At 65.7% G+C, this 15,271-nt stretch carries 17 protein-coding genes and 1 tRNA gene; 14 read left to right on the plus strand and 4 right to left on the minus strand.

What is annotated here, in order from left to right; all coding sequences use genetic code 11:
- The first annotated feature begins 249 nt into the window (after positions 1-249).
- Positions 250-1,086 (plus strand): hypothetical protein, encoded by an 837-nt coding sequence (locus tag ABZS43_RS34445; RefSeq protein ID WP_355040194.1) that lies wholly within the window; start codon positions 250-252, stop codon positions 1,084-1,086.
- Between the two features lie 4 nt (positions 1,087-1,090).
- Here the strand turns inward: ABZS43_RS34445 and ABZS43_RS34450 are convergent, their stop codons facing one another.
- Positions 1,091-1,783, minus strand: a complete 693-nt coding sequence (locus tag ABZS43_RS34450) for a GntR family transcriptional regulator (RefSeq protein WP_355040195.1) — start codon at positions 1,781-1,783, stop codon at positions 1,091-1,093.
- Positions 1,784-2,171: 388 nt separating this feature from the next.
- Complete coding sequence (locus ABZS43_RS34455; protein ID WP_355040196.1) at positions 2,172-2,435, minus strand: hypothetical protein; 264 nt, start codon at positions 2,433-2,435, stop codon at positions 2,172-2,174.
- 62 nt (positions 2,436-2,497) lie between these two features.
- On the opposite strand from ABZS43_RS34455, the gene ABZS43_RS34460 reads away from it, so the two are divergent.
- The 8 genes from ABZS43_RS34460 to ABZS43_RS34495 all read left to right on the plus strand — a co-directional run bounded on the left by ABZS43_RS34460 (position 2,498) and on the right by ABZS43_RS34495 (position 8,216).
- Positions 2,498-3,229, plus strand: a complete 732-nt coding sequence (locus tag ABZS43_RS34460; protein WP_355040197.1) for a helix-turn-helix transcriptional regulator — start codon at positions 2,498-2,500, stop codon at positions 3,227-3,229.
- Positions 3,226-3,714, plus strand: coding sequence for a hypothetical protein (locus tag ABZS43_RS34465; protein WP_355040198.1), 489 nt, complete (start codon positions 3,226-3,228; stop codon positions 3,712-3,714). Before ABZS43_RS34460 ends, ABZS43_RS34465 begins: the two co-directional genes overlap by 4 nt.
- A 192-nt stretch (positions 3,715-3,906) precedes the next feature.
- Entirely contained in the window at positions 3,907-4,950 is a 1,044-nt protein-coding gene (locus ABZS43_RS34470) for a hypothetical protein (RefSeq protein WP_355040199.1), read from the plus strand.
- The gene (locus ABZS43_RS34475) at positions 4,947-5,648 is read left to right on the plus strand and encodes a hypothetical protein (protein ID WP_355040200.1); all 702 of its coding nucleotides are present in this window, start codon (positions 4,947-4,949) and stop codon (positions 5,646-5,648) included. Before ABZS43_RS34470 ends, ABZS43_RS34475 begins: the two co-directional genes overlap by 4 nt.
- The gene (locus ABZS43_RS34480) at positions 5,645-6,526 is read left to right on the plus strand and encodes a helix-turn-helix transcriptional regulator (RefSeq protein ID WP_355040201.1); all 882 of its coding nucleotides are present in this window, start codon (positions 5,645-5,647) and stop codon (positions 6,524-6,526) included. Before ABZS43_RS34475 ends, ABZS43_RS34480 begins: the two co-directional genes overlap by 4 nt.
- A gap of 9 nt (positions 6,527-6,535) precedes the next feature.
- A complete protein-coding gene (locus ABZS43_RS34485) occupies positions 6,536-6,733 on the plus strand; it encodes a helix-turn-helix domain-containing protein (protein WP_355040202.1) in 198 nt (65 codons plus the stop codon).
- A complete protein-coding gene (locus tag ABZS43_RS34490; RefSeq protein ID WP_355040203.1) occupies positions 6,733-6,954 on the plus strand; it encodes a helix-turn-helix domain-containing protein in 222 nt (73 codons plus the stop codon). The genes ABZS43_RS34485 and ABZS43_RS34490 overlap by 1 nt, the downstream gene beginning before the upstream one ends.
- Positions 6,954-8,216, plus strand: a complete 1,263-nt coding sequence (locus tag ABZS43_RS34495) for a site-specific integrase (RefSeq protein ID WP_355040204.1) — start codon at positions 6,954-6,956, stop codon at positions 8,214-8,216. The genes ABZS43_RS34490 and ABZS43_RS34495 overlap by 1 nt, the downstream gene beginning before the upstream one ends.
- Before the next feature lie 44 nt (positions 8,217-8,260).
- Here ABZS43_RS34495 and ABZS43_RS34500 read toward each other — a convergent pair.
- Positions 8,261-8,337: transfer RNA gene (locus ABZS43_RS34500), tRNA-Pro, on the minus strand.
- A 209-nt stretch (positions 8,338-8,546) separates the two neighbouring features.
- Positions 8,547-9,401 carry a crotonase/enoyl-CoA hydratase family protein gene (locus tag ABZS43_RS34505; RefSeq protein WP_355040220.1) on the minus strand — a complete coding sequence of 285 codons (855 nt, stop codon included), beginning with the start codon at positions 9,399-9,401 and terminating at the stop codon, positions 8,547-8,549.
- Positions 9,402-9,616: 215 nt separating this feature from the next.
- Between ABZS43_RS34505 and ABZS43_RS34510 the strand changes: the two genes are divergently transcribed.
- The 5 genes from ABZS43_RS34510 (at position 9,617) to ABZS43_RS34530 (ending at position 15,267) form a co-directional block, all read left to right on the plus strand.
- Entirely contained in the window at positions 9,617-10,831 is a 1,215-nt protein-coding gene (locus ABZS43_RS34510; RefSeq protein WP_355040205.1) for a transcriptional regulator, read from the plus strand.
- 175 nt (positions 10,832-11,006) lie between these two features.
- Positions 11,007-12,524 (plus strand): aldehyde dehydrogenase, encoded by a 1,518-nt coding sequence (adh, locus tag ABZS43_RS34515; protein WP_355040206.1) that lies wholly within the window; start codon positions 11,007-11,009, stop codon positions 12,522-12,524.
- Positions 12,524-12,919 (plus strand): DUF779 domain-containing protein, encoded by a 396-nt coding sequence (locus ABZS43_RS34520; protein WP_355040207.1) that lies wholly within the window; start codon positions 12,524-12,526, stop codon positions 12,917-12,919. The genes adh and ABZS43_RS34520 overlap by 1 nt, the downstream gene beginning before the upstream one ends.
- A 140-nt stretch (positions 12,920-13,059) precedes the next feature.
- A complete protein-coding gene (locus ABZS43_RS34525; protein WP_355040208.1) occupies positions 13,060-14,136 on the plus strand; it encodes an alpha/beta hydrolase in 1,077 nt (358 codons plus the stop codon).
- A gap of 246 nt (positions 14,137-14,382) precedes the next feature.
- A complete protein-coding gene (locus tag ABZS43_RS34530; RefSeq protein ID WP_355040221.1) occupies positions 14,383-15,267 on the plus strand; it encodes an alpha/beta hydrolase in 885 nt (294 codons plus the stop codon).
- Positions 15,268-15,271 lie beyond the last annotated feature (4 nt).

Consider the following 15,271-nt stretch of genomic DNA (forward strand, 5'->3'; position numbering starts at 1 on the left):
AATTCTCTAACATCAGCGAAGCGTTAGAGAATTAGCGAGCGGACGGGGGCAGGCGCTGCGCCGAAGGCGCAGGTCAAAGCGATATCCGGAAGACTGTCCCGAAATTTTTTGGAGAATCTCGTTTTCGGGACATCTTCGGACCAACTTCGGGACATTCGCGGGTCAGGCTCGAGCAACAGAGCCCTGTTCCCGACAACGGATTTCATCAACGGATCGTGGAACAGGCTGAGGCAAGGAACAATCGAGTGCATGACTGAGCTAGCGCTAACTGACGAACGCCGGGACCAGCTCACGGCGCTACTCAACGATGAAGCCCGTCTGCGGTCGGACTTCCCGAAGGTGGTTGACTACCTCGACACGACACCGATGCTGCCCGGTACGGGCGACGATCGAGCCGACGCCGCGTTCGATCTGCGGTTCGTCAACTTCATGACCGGTGGCGAAGACGAGAGCCGCAATCCGTACTGGGATATCGTCGGCCCCTCGGTGTCGGTCCGTAACGGGCGGCGCCTGGTGGACGGCGGCCGAGAGAAGGGCAGTGCGCGACTTGGCTACGCCCAGACCATCCTTCAAAGCGCGTACGCGTATGCCATTCCGTCACCTGCGACTGTCGCTTGGATCGCCGACTTCTGCGGCGACCAGCCCTTAGTAGAGCTTGGAGCGGGCCGCGGCTATTGGGCCGCGCAGCTGCACTCGGCCGGAATCGTTGTCGACGCCTACGACTCCGAGCCGCCGAACCAAGTCGACAATGTCTCCTTCCCCGGCGTTTCAGGTCAGCGCGATGTCTGGTACGAGGTCCACGACCTCACAGCGTTCAACGAACGCATAGCCAGCAATGCCGATCACGTCCTCTTCCTGTGCTGGCCGCCTGGATGGGGCAACACAATGGCCTCGGAAGCGCTCGCGCAGTACGAGCGCGCAGGAGGTCAGCGGGTGATTTTCATCGGCGAGCCCAAAGGCGGAAAGACCGGGGATGATGCATTCTTCGACGCCCTGGACTCGAGTTGGCATCTCGATTCCGAAGACACACAGTATGTCTCCTGGTGGAACCTGACGGACGTGGCGCAAGGCTGGGTGCGACAGTGACCGACTACTCGGCGCCCGAGGGTTTCGCGCCGTCGCTCAGCTGCATCCGAAAGACAAAGGCGTCGTAGCGATCACGGGGATAGGAGATCTCCGACAGCATCAGCAACTGGTCCTCCGCGTCGATATACCGCTGACGAACCGTCTTGACCAAATCCCCTGGCGCTGCGCCGAGCCATTGCGCATGGACATCAGCCGGAATTCGGTCGGCGACTGTCTCCTCAAGTACTGCCGCATGGGAAATGTCTGGCGCTCCGAGCTGCTGATAGGTATCTGAAATCGATATCGGCCTACCGCCTTCAGTTGCTCGGGTCACCGTATGCAGCAACTCGATGCCTGGCTCGACGTCGAACTGTTCGGCAAGCACTTCCGTGGCCGGAAGGTGCGCGGTCACACGATCGACCTCGACGGCGCTCGTAGATTCGTGCCCGAAAGTATCCTCCGGGTCCTCCATCTGACGCTCTGGAGCGACCCTCACGAGGTTCGGGTGATCAGTGACGAACGTTCCGCGGCGAGGAACCGAACGCACCAAGCCCTGTCGCTCGAGTAGACGTATCGCCTCAATAACCACGATTTTCGATACGCCGTGCCGGTCCATCATCTCAGTGAGGCTCCGCAACTGAGTCCCCGCCGGTAGCGCTCCACTCCGAATCTCGCGTGCGTAGTTCGCGGCGATCGACACGTAGGCGGGCTCTGCCATCTGAGGCGTCCTTTCGGCTCACGACCAAACCTTAATGACAACCATTTTAGACATACACAGCTATACATACACAGAACCCGTCTGTGCATGTACAAGTCTTGTGCATGCACAGCTGTGTATGTACAGTCGTGTTGGTCGGCTTGAACAACGTGGTTGTGAACCCGACTGAAGGGATTCAGACAGAAACTCCCCGACAGCGCTAACTGTCGGGGAGCCAAGCGAGTCGGGGATGGGCGGCTACCCGTCCCGGCTCATTCACTTCAGGATGAGAGGTCGCTGAAGCATGTCCAGTGTAGAACGATCCGACCAGGCTCCTCGCTGGCACGGGCTCGGAGCGAATACCGCGTTCGAGAAGTCGGCATGGTGGTCGATACCCGCCCGCCCCAGGTCACAGGCCGCGATCGATGCCGTCGAACAGAAATGGCACACCGATCACCCCGACCGCGACGAACGTGTCCGGGCTCGGCGTCACGCCGACGCGCTGCACCTCGCGGCGAGTCAGGATCTCGACGAACTCCAGGCGCGGCGAGATCGCGAGACCACGCAAGCCCGCCAGGAAACCCCGGAGCTGGAACGCGCCCGGCAAGAACGGATGCGTGGGTTGATGTCCTGGGTCGACGCGCACTCCCCGATCAAGGAACGCGACATCCACCCGGGCCAGAAACCCGACCGGAACCGCTCGCACAGCCGCGGTCGTGGTGTGGAGCGGTCGCGATGAGCGCCGCCTCTACCCCGGGTGGGCAGTCCCGGGCCAATCATCGGTTGTGGCAGGCGATGACCGAGGCCGGGATGGGTCCGGCCGAACTGGCCAAGACGGTCGGGGTCGACCCGAAAACGGTCGAACGGTGGATCAGCACCGGGCGTCCGCCGTACCCGGTCCACCGGCACGCGGTCGGCAAAGCCGTCGGAGTCGACGTGGAACAATTGTGGCCCAACCAGACTCGCCGTGAACGCCACCGCTCCCCGGACTCCAACGAGGTGTTACGAGACGCGATCTACCGCGCGGATCTGACCCCGGACCGGTTAGCCGAACAGCTGAACCTCAACCCGAAAAGCGTCGAGCGATGGATCGTGAAAGGCCGTCTGCCCCACGCGCGGCACCGGGCCGAGGTCGCGCAGCTGGTCCAGGTTCCCGAAGTCGAACTGTGGCCGGAACCCGCCCGGGCACTGCACGAGCGGTTGACCGGAAACGACCCGGTCGGTGTGTGGGATCGGTGGGCAGAACAGCAGATTCGCATCCGCGCTGACGAACAACGTGCCAGTCTGGGCCTTCCCACCGCCCACACCACAACCGACCGCCGCGAACGCGCCGCGGCTCGTACGCGGGCGTTGGCTGATTACGCGGCTTCGACCGCGCCGATCAAAGAAGCCGACATCCACCCGGAGCAGGAACCCGGCCGGTACCGCTCCTACAGCCGCGGTCGTGGTGTGGAGCGGTCGCGATGACCCGGCGTCTCGGTGACGGCACGGTGTTGAAAGCGATGCTGCGGGCACGGCATATGCAGACACACAGTGTGTTCACCCGCGAGTACGAGAAGGTCGCGGCCGAGCACGAACCCGACATGGTCGGGCGGGCGCCGAAAAAGGCCCAGTTCTACCGGTGGCTGTCCGGGGACGTGAAAGACCTTCCCTACCCAGGACATTGCCGAGTGCTGGAAGCGATGTTTCCCGCGGTCACGGTCGAAGAACTCTTCGCGACCGGCCCGCGACGCACCGCCAGACGGCAGCCCAGCGCGAACCGTATCAACGCCCTGACCAAACCACCGGCCATACCCCGCCCGACCGAGGACGGCGGCCAAGACGAGAAGGCCGCGCGGATGCGGGCCTTGATGTCCTGGGTCGACGCACACTCCCCGCTCAAAGAAGCCGATATCCACCCCGAGCACTACCGCTCCTACAGCCGCGGTCGCGGCGTCGAGCGCAGCCGCTGAGCCCGTGCGGCCGTGGCCCGGTTTCGTTACAGCCACGGCCGCAGCGGGACTCAGGCGAGACATCCATGCAACAACGCGAGACAAAGACGTACAAGACGACTCCTTCGCGATGTCGCGGTGAGACATGGGTGCCCGGTCTTCTTGCAGTGCAACGTTTTCCACGCTTCCCAATAGAGAGGGGGTTGACTCCTGATGAACCACAAGAAGAGGGTTCACACTGGCGGCGGTGAGGCGCTGGCCGAACGCGATCAGCGCATCCGGCAGCTGCGCGACCTCGGCGCCACCTACCAACAGATCGCGCGGCAGTTGCGTATCAAAGCGCGCACGGTCGAAACCGTGCTGGGCGAAGCCACTGCCCTGCACGAATCCGGTCATACGGTGCGGGAAATCGCCGGGCAGATCGGGTTGCCCAAGTCGACGGTGCAACGGCTGTTCGCCGATAAGTCGGGTGCCTCGTCGTTGTGGACGGCGCGCAGCACTACCGCGATCGCGGGCTTGGTCGACATGTACGCCATGCAGATCGACGTGTTGGCCTGGTACCTCAACATGGATCAATCCCACGTCTACGCGCTGATCAACCAGCTCCACGCCGATCGGATGGTGTCGAAACCGGTCAAGGTCGCCGCAGGTGCGAAGTGGGTGGTACCGACCGGGGAAACCGCGGCGTCCTACCTCGGATGGCGGCCCCACACCGTGTGGCGGCCACCGGACAAGGACTACGAACACTATCGCGCGGTTGCCCAAGCCCGCATCATGCTCGGCGCCACCGACCCGCACCACTGGGTCTCCGAACGCCGACTACGCCATGACGCCGAGATGGAACGCCGACGTTCCCGCAGCCGTAACGAAACCCTCGGCCACATCCATGACGGCCGGTTCCTCGGCCGCGTGTCCGGCACCTACGGGTGGTGGGCGGTCGAGGTCGAACGCACCCAAAAGACCAAGTCGCACATGGACAAAGCCCTGCGCGGTGCGATCTACGCCGCTCGCGATGCCGAACCCGAACCCATGATCGGGCTGCTCTACCTCTCCCAGGGCCACGACGTCGAACGAACCGTCATGGCCGCAGTCGACCGACTCCCACCCAACCTGGCCGCCCTCGACATGCACTTCGCCCTACACGATTTCGACACCGAATGGAGCCGGTTCCTCACCAACCGGACCCGCGCCCGTGCCGCGAAAACCATCCCCAGCCTCACCGGCCTCACGGCCACAACCCCGAAGGAAATGCCATGACCACCACCGACGACAGAATCCCCGGCAGCGTCGACACCCGACGCCAGGCACGCGCCCTGGGCGGGATCGTCCCCCACCGCGGTATGCAGGTCGACACCCTCGCACTGTTCCTGGGCACCAACCGCAGCCACTCCTACGAAGTCGCCGCCGAACTCCTCGCCCTCGGCCTGGTGCATCCCCTGCGCGAGATCGGCGCCGGCGCGAAGTGGATCCTGCCCACCTCCCTCGGGGTCCGCTGGTACCTCGGCCGCTCCGGCTCGACCTGGCGACCTTCCCTCTTGTGGTCGATCCGTGCCCGCGCGGTCGTGCACACCCGCATCGCGCTCGGTGCCCGCGACCACGACGCGTGGCGCACCGACCACGACCTGTGCATCGACAACGCCCACCCCGGCCGCTACCTCTACGACGGCCAATGGAACACCCCCGACACCTTTGTCGCGGTCAAGGTCGATACCGCCGCCTACCGCCTCACACCCGCCAAACTCACCGATACGCTGCGCCGTCTCACCACACGCGTGCGTGAGGACAGCTGCGGCGGGCTGCTATGGGTAGCCCACGGCGCCACACCCGCCGACATCGTGCGCACCGCGCTCGCCGAACTCCCCGACCACGGCCAGGCGCTGACCGTCGCGGTGGTCGACTACACCGATCTCACCGACCCGAACACACCCGTCATCACACCGTGGGGTGTCGCATGACCACCACCCTGCACACCCCCAACGCCACCGACGCGCCGCACGCGCATGCCAGCGCTTCGACGCCTGTGAAACCGCCTCGTACCTGGCCGGTGCTGCTGCTCGCGCTTCCGGCGTTCGTCGCGATCTGGTCCGGCTGGGTCGGACTCGGAGAACTCACCGGATTCGGACCCGTCCACCCACTACCCGGAATCGCGGACGGATTCAGCGTCAATACCGCCATCACGCTGCCGATCGGCATGGAAACCTACGCCTCCTACGCCCTCTACGTCTGGCTGTCCGGGCGCATCCACTCCGACCGAACCCGGGCTTATGCCAAGTGGTCGGCGTTCGGAAGCCTCGGCCTCGGCGCGGTCGGCCAGGTCGCCTATCACCTCATGGAAGCCGCCGAGATCGTCGCGGCGCCGTGGCCGGTGACGGTCGGGGTGGCCTGTCTTCCTGTTGTGGTCCTCGGTATGGGTGCGGCGTTGGCGCACATGATCGCCCGCGAACACCACACCAGCGCAACCATGCGCACCCCCGACGCCTCAACGCGCACTACCGAAGCGTCGGTGAGCGTCACCGACGAAACCGAACTCGACAACGACCCCGAACCCGAACCGGTACACGCGGTCTCGGTCCGCACCGACCACCCCGAACCGACCATCGAAACACCCACGGTGGCGCTGGGTGACCGGTGGGACAACATCGCCACCCGCGTGTGCGCCGCCGACCCGAACGGGCGCCGCGACCGCGGCAAGGTCGCCACCATCCTGCGCCTACGTCACGAACAGGGCTGGACCCGATCCCGCATCGCCGAAGAAGTCGGCCTGTCTCCATCGAGCATCACCCGCACCATCACCGCCGCCGCGCCCTACACCGACACCGACACCGAGAACTGAGGATCCACCATGAGCACCGACAACTTCCTCCAGGCCGCCGACCTCGAACAGATCACCGGCATCCCCGCCGCGACCTGGCGGTACTGGGCACACAAGGGCACCGGCCCGGCCAGCTTCAAAATCGGCCGACGACGCGTCTACCGCGAAAGCGTCATCCGCGCATGGATCGAAGATCAGGAAATCCAGACCGGAAGGGCGGGCCAGTGATGAACACCCAGGTACCTGAACTCGAACCTTCCGGGTGGTACACCACCGAAGAAGTCGCCGCGGCGCTGAAGGTGGACCCGTCGAGCCTGCGACGCTGGCGCACCGCCCGCCCGCCGCAAGGCCCTGCCTTCGTCGCGTTCTCCGAACGCGTCATCCGCTACAGCGGCGCCGACGTCCTGGCCTTCATCGCGAGCAAGCGCGTCGACCCGAGGGCGGCGTGATGGACGGCCGCATCGACCCGATACCGCTCGGCGTCTCGGTCACCGGCTACGTCGAGCAGCGCGGCAAGGCCGGGAAGCATCGTGCCCGTGTGCGGTGGACCGATCCCTCGTCGAGGACCCGCGACTCCAAATCGGAATCGTTCGACACCCGCGAGGAAGCGGAGAGCTGGATCGAGCGCATCCAGCAAGCCACACTGCGCGGTGTAGATCCGAAAACCGCGACAGCGACGCTTGCTGACTACGGAAACCTGCACTGGGACACTGCAATGCGCGGGCTGGAGCCGAAGACGCTCGACCCGTACCGGTGCGGGTGGCGACTCCGGATTGTCCCGACGCTCGGACACATGCCGATCACGATGATCACTTCCGGTCTCGCCGATCGCGCGGTCACGAGGTGGATCGAGAACGGCTGCGGCCGGTCGACCATCAAGAACACGCTTGCCGCCCTGGCCCGTGTGCTCGACCAGGCTGTCAGAGACGAAGTCCTCGAACGCAATCGCGTCGACGTGACCGGCTGGCAACGCCAACTCACCAGTGAGGAAGACGAAGTCGACAACCCGCGCGCCCTGGCACTCCCGGACTGGGCGACCCTGCAAGAACTCGCTGCGGAGCTGGTCGCGGCGTCGGCGGGCCAATTCACCGGTTGGGGTGATGCGGTGGTCTTCGCCGCGTGCACCGCCACCCGCATCGGAGAGGTGTCCGGGTGCCGGGTCCGCGACATCGACACCGACCGGTGGATCTGGACGTTGCGCCGCCAGACGACCCCCGGGCCGGGCGGGCTGAAAGACAAAGGCACCAAGGGAAAACGGTCGCGGTCGATACCACTCATCGACGGCATCCGGCCACTGATCATGGCGCACATCAACGATGCCCGCGGTCGCGTCGCTGACCAGCTGCGCGACGCGACCGCCGACGAGCAGCGCGCCGCGGTACTCGATGCTCGGGTGTTCGTCGGCCCGCGCGGCGGTCGCATCGCAACCGGCGTGCTGCGAAAAGCAACCCACTGGGATGAGGTCGTGGCCCGACTCGGCTACGAACACCTACGGCGCCACGATCTACGCCACACCGGGCTCACCTGGTTCGCCGACGCGGGCGTGCCACTGCACCGGCTCCAACGCATCGCCGGACATAGTGACCCGAGAATCACCCAGCGATACCTACACCCCGATCTCGCGGCCCTGCGCGACGACGGCGACAGGTTGGCTCGGCACCTACGCGGGGACGCTGGCCCCAGATTGGCCCCAAATCTCCGGGTGATCTGAAAACCACAAAACCCCTCCTGACCAGGTCAGGAGGGGTTTTGCTATGGTCGGGCTGACAGGATTTGAACCTGCGACCACCTGACCCCCAGTCAGGTGCGCTACCAAACTGCGCCACAGCCCGATGCCCCCGCTCCGCGGGTGCTTGACGAGATTACCCCACCACCCCCCCGAGGAACCAAATCGGCAGGCCGCGGCATAAGCGCGCTACCGCTGGCGGCCAGCGAAACGATCTCACGACCGATATCCGTCCGGCACCGACGGAATCGGCCGTGCTCGATGATCCAGTCGGCGCTGATGAACCGAAGGCGAGGACACCGAACGGAAATCGACTCAGCGCGACGCCCGAAACGGAGGGACACCGAGATCGCTTCCGAAGATATCCGGCACATCCCGCTCCACGCTGTCGGGGAACCGCGCTGACCGCTTCTCCAAGAACGCCGAAACACCTTCCAGCGCATCAGAACTCGCACCGCGCACCCGAATGCCGCGAGATTCGATCCGATGCGCGATCATCGGATGCTCCGCCCCCAGCCCACGCCACAGCATCTGCCGGGACAGCGCTACCGAGACGGGGGCCGAATGTTCGGTCAGGCGTCGGGCCAGCGCATAGGCTTGTTCGAGCAGCGTTTCGCCGGGGTGCACTGCGTAGAGCAATCCGGCGGTCAGCGCTTCGTCGGCTTCCACGAGCCTGCCGGAGTACACCCAGTCCAACGCGGTCTGCATCGGGACCAGCCGCGGGAGGAACCAGCTCGAGCAGGATTCGGGCACGATTCCCCGGCGATTGAAGACGAAGCCGATGCGGGCGTTGTCGGCGGCGAGGCGGAAGTCCGCCGCGAGTGTCATGGTGATGCCGACGCCGACGGCTGGGCCGTTGATGGCGGCGATGACGGGTTTGCGTAGCTCGAACATGCGCAGGACGACTTCGCCGCCGATGTCACGGAAATCGTCTGTGTCGTCGGGTTCGGAGACGAAGGTTTCGGCGCCCGCCGAGAGATCGGCGCCCGCGCAGAACGCGCGTCCGGCGCCGGTGATGACGACCGCGCGGACTTGGTCGTCCCGATCGCAGGTGTCGAACGCGTCGATCAGCTCGTGTGCCATCGCGGTGGTGAACGCGTTGAGCTGTTTCGGGCGGTCGAGGGTGATGGTGGCGATGGCGTCGGAGACTTCCAGGCGAATATCGGACATGGCGGTCAGCATGCCATCCGCTCATCGGACCGCGTTCGCCGATAGCAGCCCGATCGTGGCTTCCAACGCCGGCCGGACCCGGTTTATGCTCCCTGGACCGAAGGGACGCGGGATGGACATCGTGGGTGACCTCAGCGCGGTCGAGACCGGCCCGGACGTGCGAGCATTCGTGACCGGCGCACCCGACCTGTCGGCCGAGGCGTGAGGGGTATCCGTTGGCGCATCGTCGAATCCTGTCCCAGCAGCGGGCCGCGTTGGAGGACGCGTGGGCTCGCTGGCTGACCCGCACGGCGGATGACGCGCCCACCGGGGATGCCGCTTCGCCGCGCGGCGAGGTGGCGCGGTCGTGGCAGCGGTCGCTGCGCACGGTGGATCCGGCGCGGGATTGCGCGCCGAGTTCCGGGGATATCGAGGCGAGGTGGGCGGAGTCGGCGTTGCGCGCGCCGGTCACCGAGCTGACCGGTGAATTGCGCAGCATCGCCGACGACGCCGATTTCGTGGCCGCCGTGACCGATGAGACGGGCACGATTCTGTGGTCCTACGGTGGTCGGGTGATGCGCCGGCGCGCCGAACGGGTGAATTTCGCGCCCGGCGGGCGGTGGGATGAGCCGCATATGGGCACCAACGCGCTGTCGCTGGCACTGCGGACCGATCAGCCGCACACCGTTTTCTCGGCCGAACACCTGGTCGCCGCGCTGCACGGGTGGGTTTGCTACTGCGCGCCGATCCGCGCGGCCGACGGAAGGCAGCTCGGTGTGCTCGATCTGTCGACGACGTGGGATCGTTCGCACCCGCTGGCGATGTCGACGGTCAGGACGTTGGCGACCGCCATCGAAAGCAAATTACACAACCGCGGCGCGGCGACTCCGGGTGTCCGGCTCAGCTGCCTCGGCGCGGGTCGCCTCACTCGGGACGGGGCGCCGATTCGGCTGCGTCCGCGACACCTGGAGATCCTCACCTTGCTCGCCCTCGAACCCGAGGGCTATACGCACGAGCGGCTGCATTTCGCGATCTACGGTGATCGTCCGGTCGGGTCGAGCACGCTGAAATCGGAGATGTCGTATCTGCGGCGCGCGACCGGAGGTGAGATAACCAACCGGGTGTATCAACTGGTCAGTCCCATTTCCTGCGATGCGGCAGAGTTGGCGGCGGCGCTGGCGGCGGGCGATACGGCCACAGCGGTCCGGCTCTATCGCGGGCCGCTGCTGCCCGGATCGGAGACGCCGGGCATCGTCGCGTGGCGGCAGTTTCTCGAGGTCGGGGTCCGCACGGCCGTGCTGTCGAGCGGCGAGGTGGAACACGCGTTGCGGTACGGGGAGCACGCGCCCGACGATGTCGAGGTGCACGAGCACACTTTGCGGCTGCTGCCGAATCATGACGCGCGCCGCGCGGTGGCCGCGGCCCGCCTGCACCACGCCTCGCGTGACTGAGTACCCCGCATCCGAATCGCCCGCTGGACGGAAGACTGAGCGCACCCGCACCGCACATGAATCGCCTGCCGCGCCACGGCGGTTCTCCTCAACGTTTCATCAACCCTCGCCGACGATAGTGACACCCGTCACGGTATTTCACCGTGCGCCCGAATTCGTCGAGGAGTTATCCGCAATGATCTACGCAAAGCCGGGTACCGAGGGCAGCATCGTCGATTACGCCGCCCGCTACGAGAATTTCATCGGCGGCGAATGGGTCGCGCCGGTCGAAGGACGTTACTTCGCCAATCCCTCCCCCGTCGACGGGGCGATCTTCTGCGAGGTCGCGCGTTCCTCGGCGGCCGATGTCGAACTGGCGCTCGACGCCGCGCATCGGGCCGCGGACGCGTGGGGACGGACCTCGACGACCGACCGGGCGAATATCCTCAACCGGATCGCCGATCGCATCGAGGCGAACCTCGAGGCGCTCGCGGTCGCCGAAACGTGGGAGAACGGCAAGCCGGTTCGCGAAACCCTCGCCGCCGACCTGCCTTTGGCGGTCGATCATTTCCGCTATTTCGCGGGAGCGCTGCGCGGTCAGGAGGGCTCCATCTCTCAGATCGACGCCGATACCGTCGCCTACCACTTCCACGAACCGCTCGGCGTGGTCGGGCAGATCATTCCGTGGAACTTCCCGATCCTCATGGCGACCTGGAAACTCGCGCCTGCCCTCGCCGCGGGAAATTGCGTCGTCTTGAAGCCCGCCGAGCAGACTCCCGCCTCCATCCTGAAGGTGGTCGAACTCATCGCGGACCTGCTCCCGCCGGGAGTTCTCAATGTGGTCAACGGATTCGGCGTCGAGGCGGGCAAGCCGCTGGCCTCCAGCAACCGGGTCGCGAAGATCGCCTTCACCGGGGAGACCACCACCGGGCGACTCATCATGCAGTACGCCAGTGAGAACATCATTCCGGTCACGCTGGAACTCGGCGGCAAGAGTCCCAATATCTTCCTGCCCGATGTCATAGCCGCCGACGACGCCTTCCTGGACAAGGCGATCGAAGGTTTCGTGATGTTCGCCCTCAATCAGGGCGAGGTGTGCACCTGTCCGTCGCGCGCGCTGATCCATTCGTCCATCTACGACGAATTCATGGCCCGGTGTGTGGAGCGGACCAAGGCCATCGTCAGCGGCAATCCCCTCGACGAAGCCACCATGATCGGCGCGCAGGCCAGTAATGATCAGTTCGAGAAGATCATGTCCTATATCGATATCGGACGGAAGGAAGGCGCCGAAATCCTCACCGGCGGCAACCCGCGCAAGGTCGCGGACTTGCCCGACGGGTTCTATGTCGAACCCACTATCTTCAAGGGCCGCAACGATATGCGGATCTTCCAGGAGGAGATCTTCGGACCCGTCGTCTCGGTCACGACCTTCGATTCCACCGACGAGGCGCTCGGCATCGCCAACGACACCCTGTACGGGCTCGGCGCCGGCGTGTGGACCCGGGATATGAATACCGCCTACCGGCTCGGCCGCGAGATCAAGGCGGGCAGGGTGTGGACGAACTGCTACCACGCCTACCCCGCGCATGCCGCGTTCGGCGGTTACAAGAAATCCGGTATCGGTCGTGAGAACCACAAGATGATGCTCGAGCACTACCAGCAGACCAAGAACCTCCTGGTGAGCTACTCGCCGAATAAACTCGGCTTCTTCTGATGCCCGACGATATCCACCGGGTCGAGTTGACCGAACCGGCGCAAGCCCTGTTGCGGAAGCTGATCCGGACGCACGGTGCGGTGATGTTCCACCAGTCGGGCGGCTGTTGCGACGGCAGCTCCCCCATGTGCTACCCACGGGGCGAATTCCGCGTCGGTGCCTCGGACGTCCTGCTCGGACATGTCGCCGAGCAGACTCCGTTCTGGATGAGCGCCGATCAGTTCGCGTACTGGCAGCACACCCATCTCACCGTCGATGTGGTGGCGGGGCGCGGCAGCGGGTTCTCGCTGGAAGCGCCGGAGGGCGTGCGTTTTCTCATCCGCTCACGGCTGCTCACCGATGAGGAGTCGGCCGCTCTGGGGCCGCCTCCGACCGGGGCCGAGCGGGAGCGGTGACGACCGTGCGCGGCGCGTGACGAACCCGCGGCCGGAGTATCTCGGTCGCGGGTTCGCCCGTCACGCCGGATGGCGTATCGCGGGATTTGCCGTCTGATCGGTAATGTCGCGACCGGAACCGCAGACGAGCGAGGTGACCATTGTCGACCGAATCTGCCACCCCGACGCTTTCCACCCGGGTGGGTACGCGCGTCGCCGTGGCGGCGGTCCGCGGGTTGCTCCGGCTGCCCCGTGCCGCGAAACGGGCGGTAGCGGGCCCGGTGATCGTCCGCGACGGCCGCGAACTCGACCTCGACGCCCAGTTGATCATGCGCATCTCCGGCGCGTTCGCGCGCCCGGCCTCGGATCCGGTGACCTCCCCCGGTCGGATGCGGAATCGGGCGCGGCGGATGTCGGCGATCGGGGCGGGCCGTCGTGAGCCCGTCGGCATCACGGAGACGACGGTGGCCGGGGCGGCCGGACCGTTGCGGGCACGGGTATACGACCCAGGCGCCGCGGATACGGTACTCGTGTATTTCCACGGCGGAGGCTGGGTGGTCGGCGATCTCGACACCCACGACGGGTTCTGCCGAACCGTGGCTCGTCGCACCGGGATTCGGATCATCGCCGTCGACTATCGGCTGGCTCCCGAGCATCCCTATCCCGCCGCGCTGGACGACGCCGAATCCGCGTTCCGCGATATCGTGAGTCGCGCGGCCGAATTCGGCGTCGCGACGGCGCGGGTCGCGGTGGGCGGTGACAGCGCGGGCGGCTACCTGGCCGCGCTGCTGTGCCATCGGACGCGCGCCGGGAATGGACCGAATCCCCTGCTGCAGTTGCTGATCTATCCGCCCACCGACCTGACCGGGAAGTCGGCATCACGGCGGATCTTCGCGCGGGGTTTCGCGCTCACCCGGACCGATATCGACTTCTACGACAGCTGTTTCCTGGCACCGGATATCGATCGCGCCAGGCCGGATGTGTCGCCGTTCTATGTCGAGTCCACCGCGGGACTTCCGCGCGCGGTGGTCGTCACCGCGGGCTTCGATCCGCTGCGCGACGAAGGCGAAGCGTACGCCGAGCGTCTGCGCACCGGCGGCGTGCCGGTCGTGCTGCGTCGTTTCGACGGGTACATGCACGGTTTCATCAATAATGCGCTGGCCTTCGGCGCCGCGGTGGAGGATATCGCCGCATTGCTGGCGGACGCGCTATCGGCGGTCGATGCGACGGGGTCGTAGCGGCACGCGATCCGGGCGCGCGGTCGGACCGAATCGTTGCCGAATCGAGTAGTACTTTTGCTGTTCCGGATCTCCCGCATCCACCCGGCATACCCATAGGCTCGAATCGGTGATCGGCGCGCCGAGTTCGCGCCGGAATACCGTCGCGAACGCACGGAAAGGGACGGCGCTGTGAAGAGACCCCTCTACTATCGGGATCAGTCGGATTGGCGAGCGCTCCAGCGTTTTCTGCCGTCGCGCCTGCGGATGGCCGATTCCACCGCGCCGACCGAGGATTTCTGGGAATGGCACGGCAATACCGTCCATCTCGATCGCTATCCGGATCCAGACGCCCCGGCGAAGGTCGTCTTGCACCACGGCCTCGGTACGAACGGCAGGCAGATGAGCCTGATCCTGGGCGCACCGCTGGCGCGGCGCGGATTCGAGACGGTCGCTGTGGACAATCTGGGCTACGGCCTGACGACGGTGCAGCCGGGCACGGTGCACTCCTATGACGACTGGGTCGATCTGATCGTGGATTTCCTGGCCTTCGAGCGGGGCAAAGACGACCGTCCGATAGTGTTGTTCGGCCTGAGCGCAGGCGGCATGCTGACCTACCACGTGGCGGCGAAGGCGCCGAGGGGAACGGTGCGCGGCATCGTCGGCACGACCTTCCTCGACCAGCGCGACCAGAAGGTTCGCGATGTCACCTCCCACGATATGTTCCATTCCCGAATCGGCTTGCCGTTGATGGGACTGGTGGCGCGAACACCGGCGGCCGGAGTCAAGTATCCGATGACGCTGGGGGCGAAAATGTCGGCGCTGGTCAACAATCCGGAGGCGCTGCGGGTGATGACGCGCGACAAGACTTCGGGTGGGAATTGGGTTTCGGCGCGTTTCCTGGCGCGCTACGCCGCCTACGCCCCGGCGGTGGAACCCGAGAAATTCGACGTATGCCCGATACTTCTGACCCAGCCGAGCCGGGATCGTTGGTCACCGCTATCGCTGAGCGAACGGTTTCTTTCGCGCATCACGCGTATTCCGGTGCGCACGGTGCTGCTGGAGAATGCCGGGCACTATCCGATCGAGGATCCGGGGCTGAAGGTCATGGAGGATACGATCGCCGAATTCGTGACCACGGTCTGCGCGTAGGGGC

Source organism: Nocardia sp. NPDC005366 (genome assembly GCF_040606855.1).
Lineage (GTDB): Bacteria > Actinomycetota > Actinomycetes > Mycobacteriales > Mycobacteriaceae > Nocardia.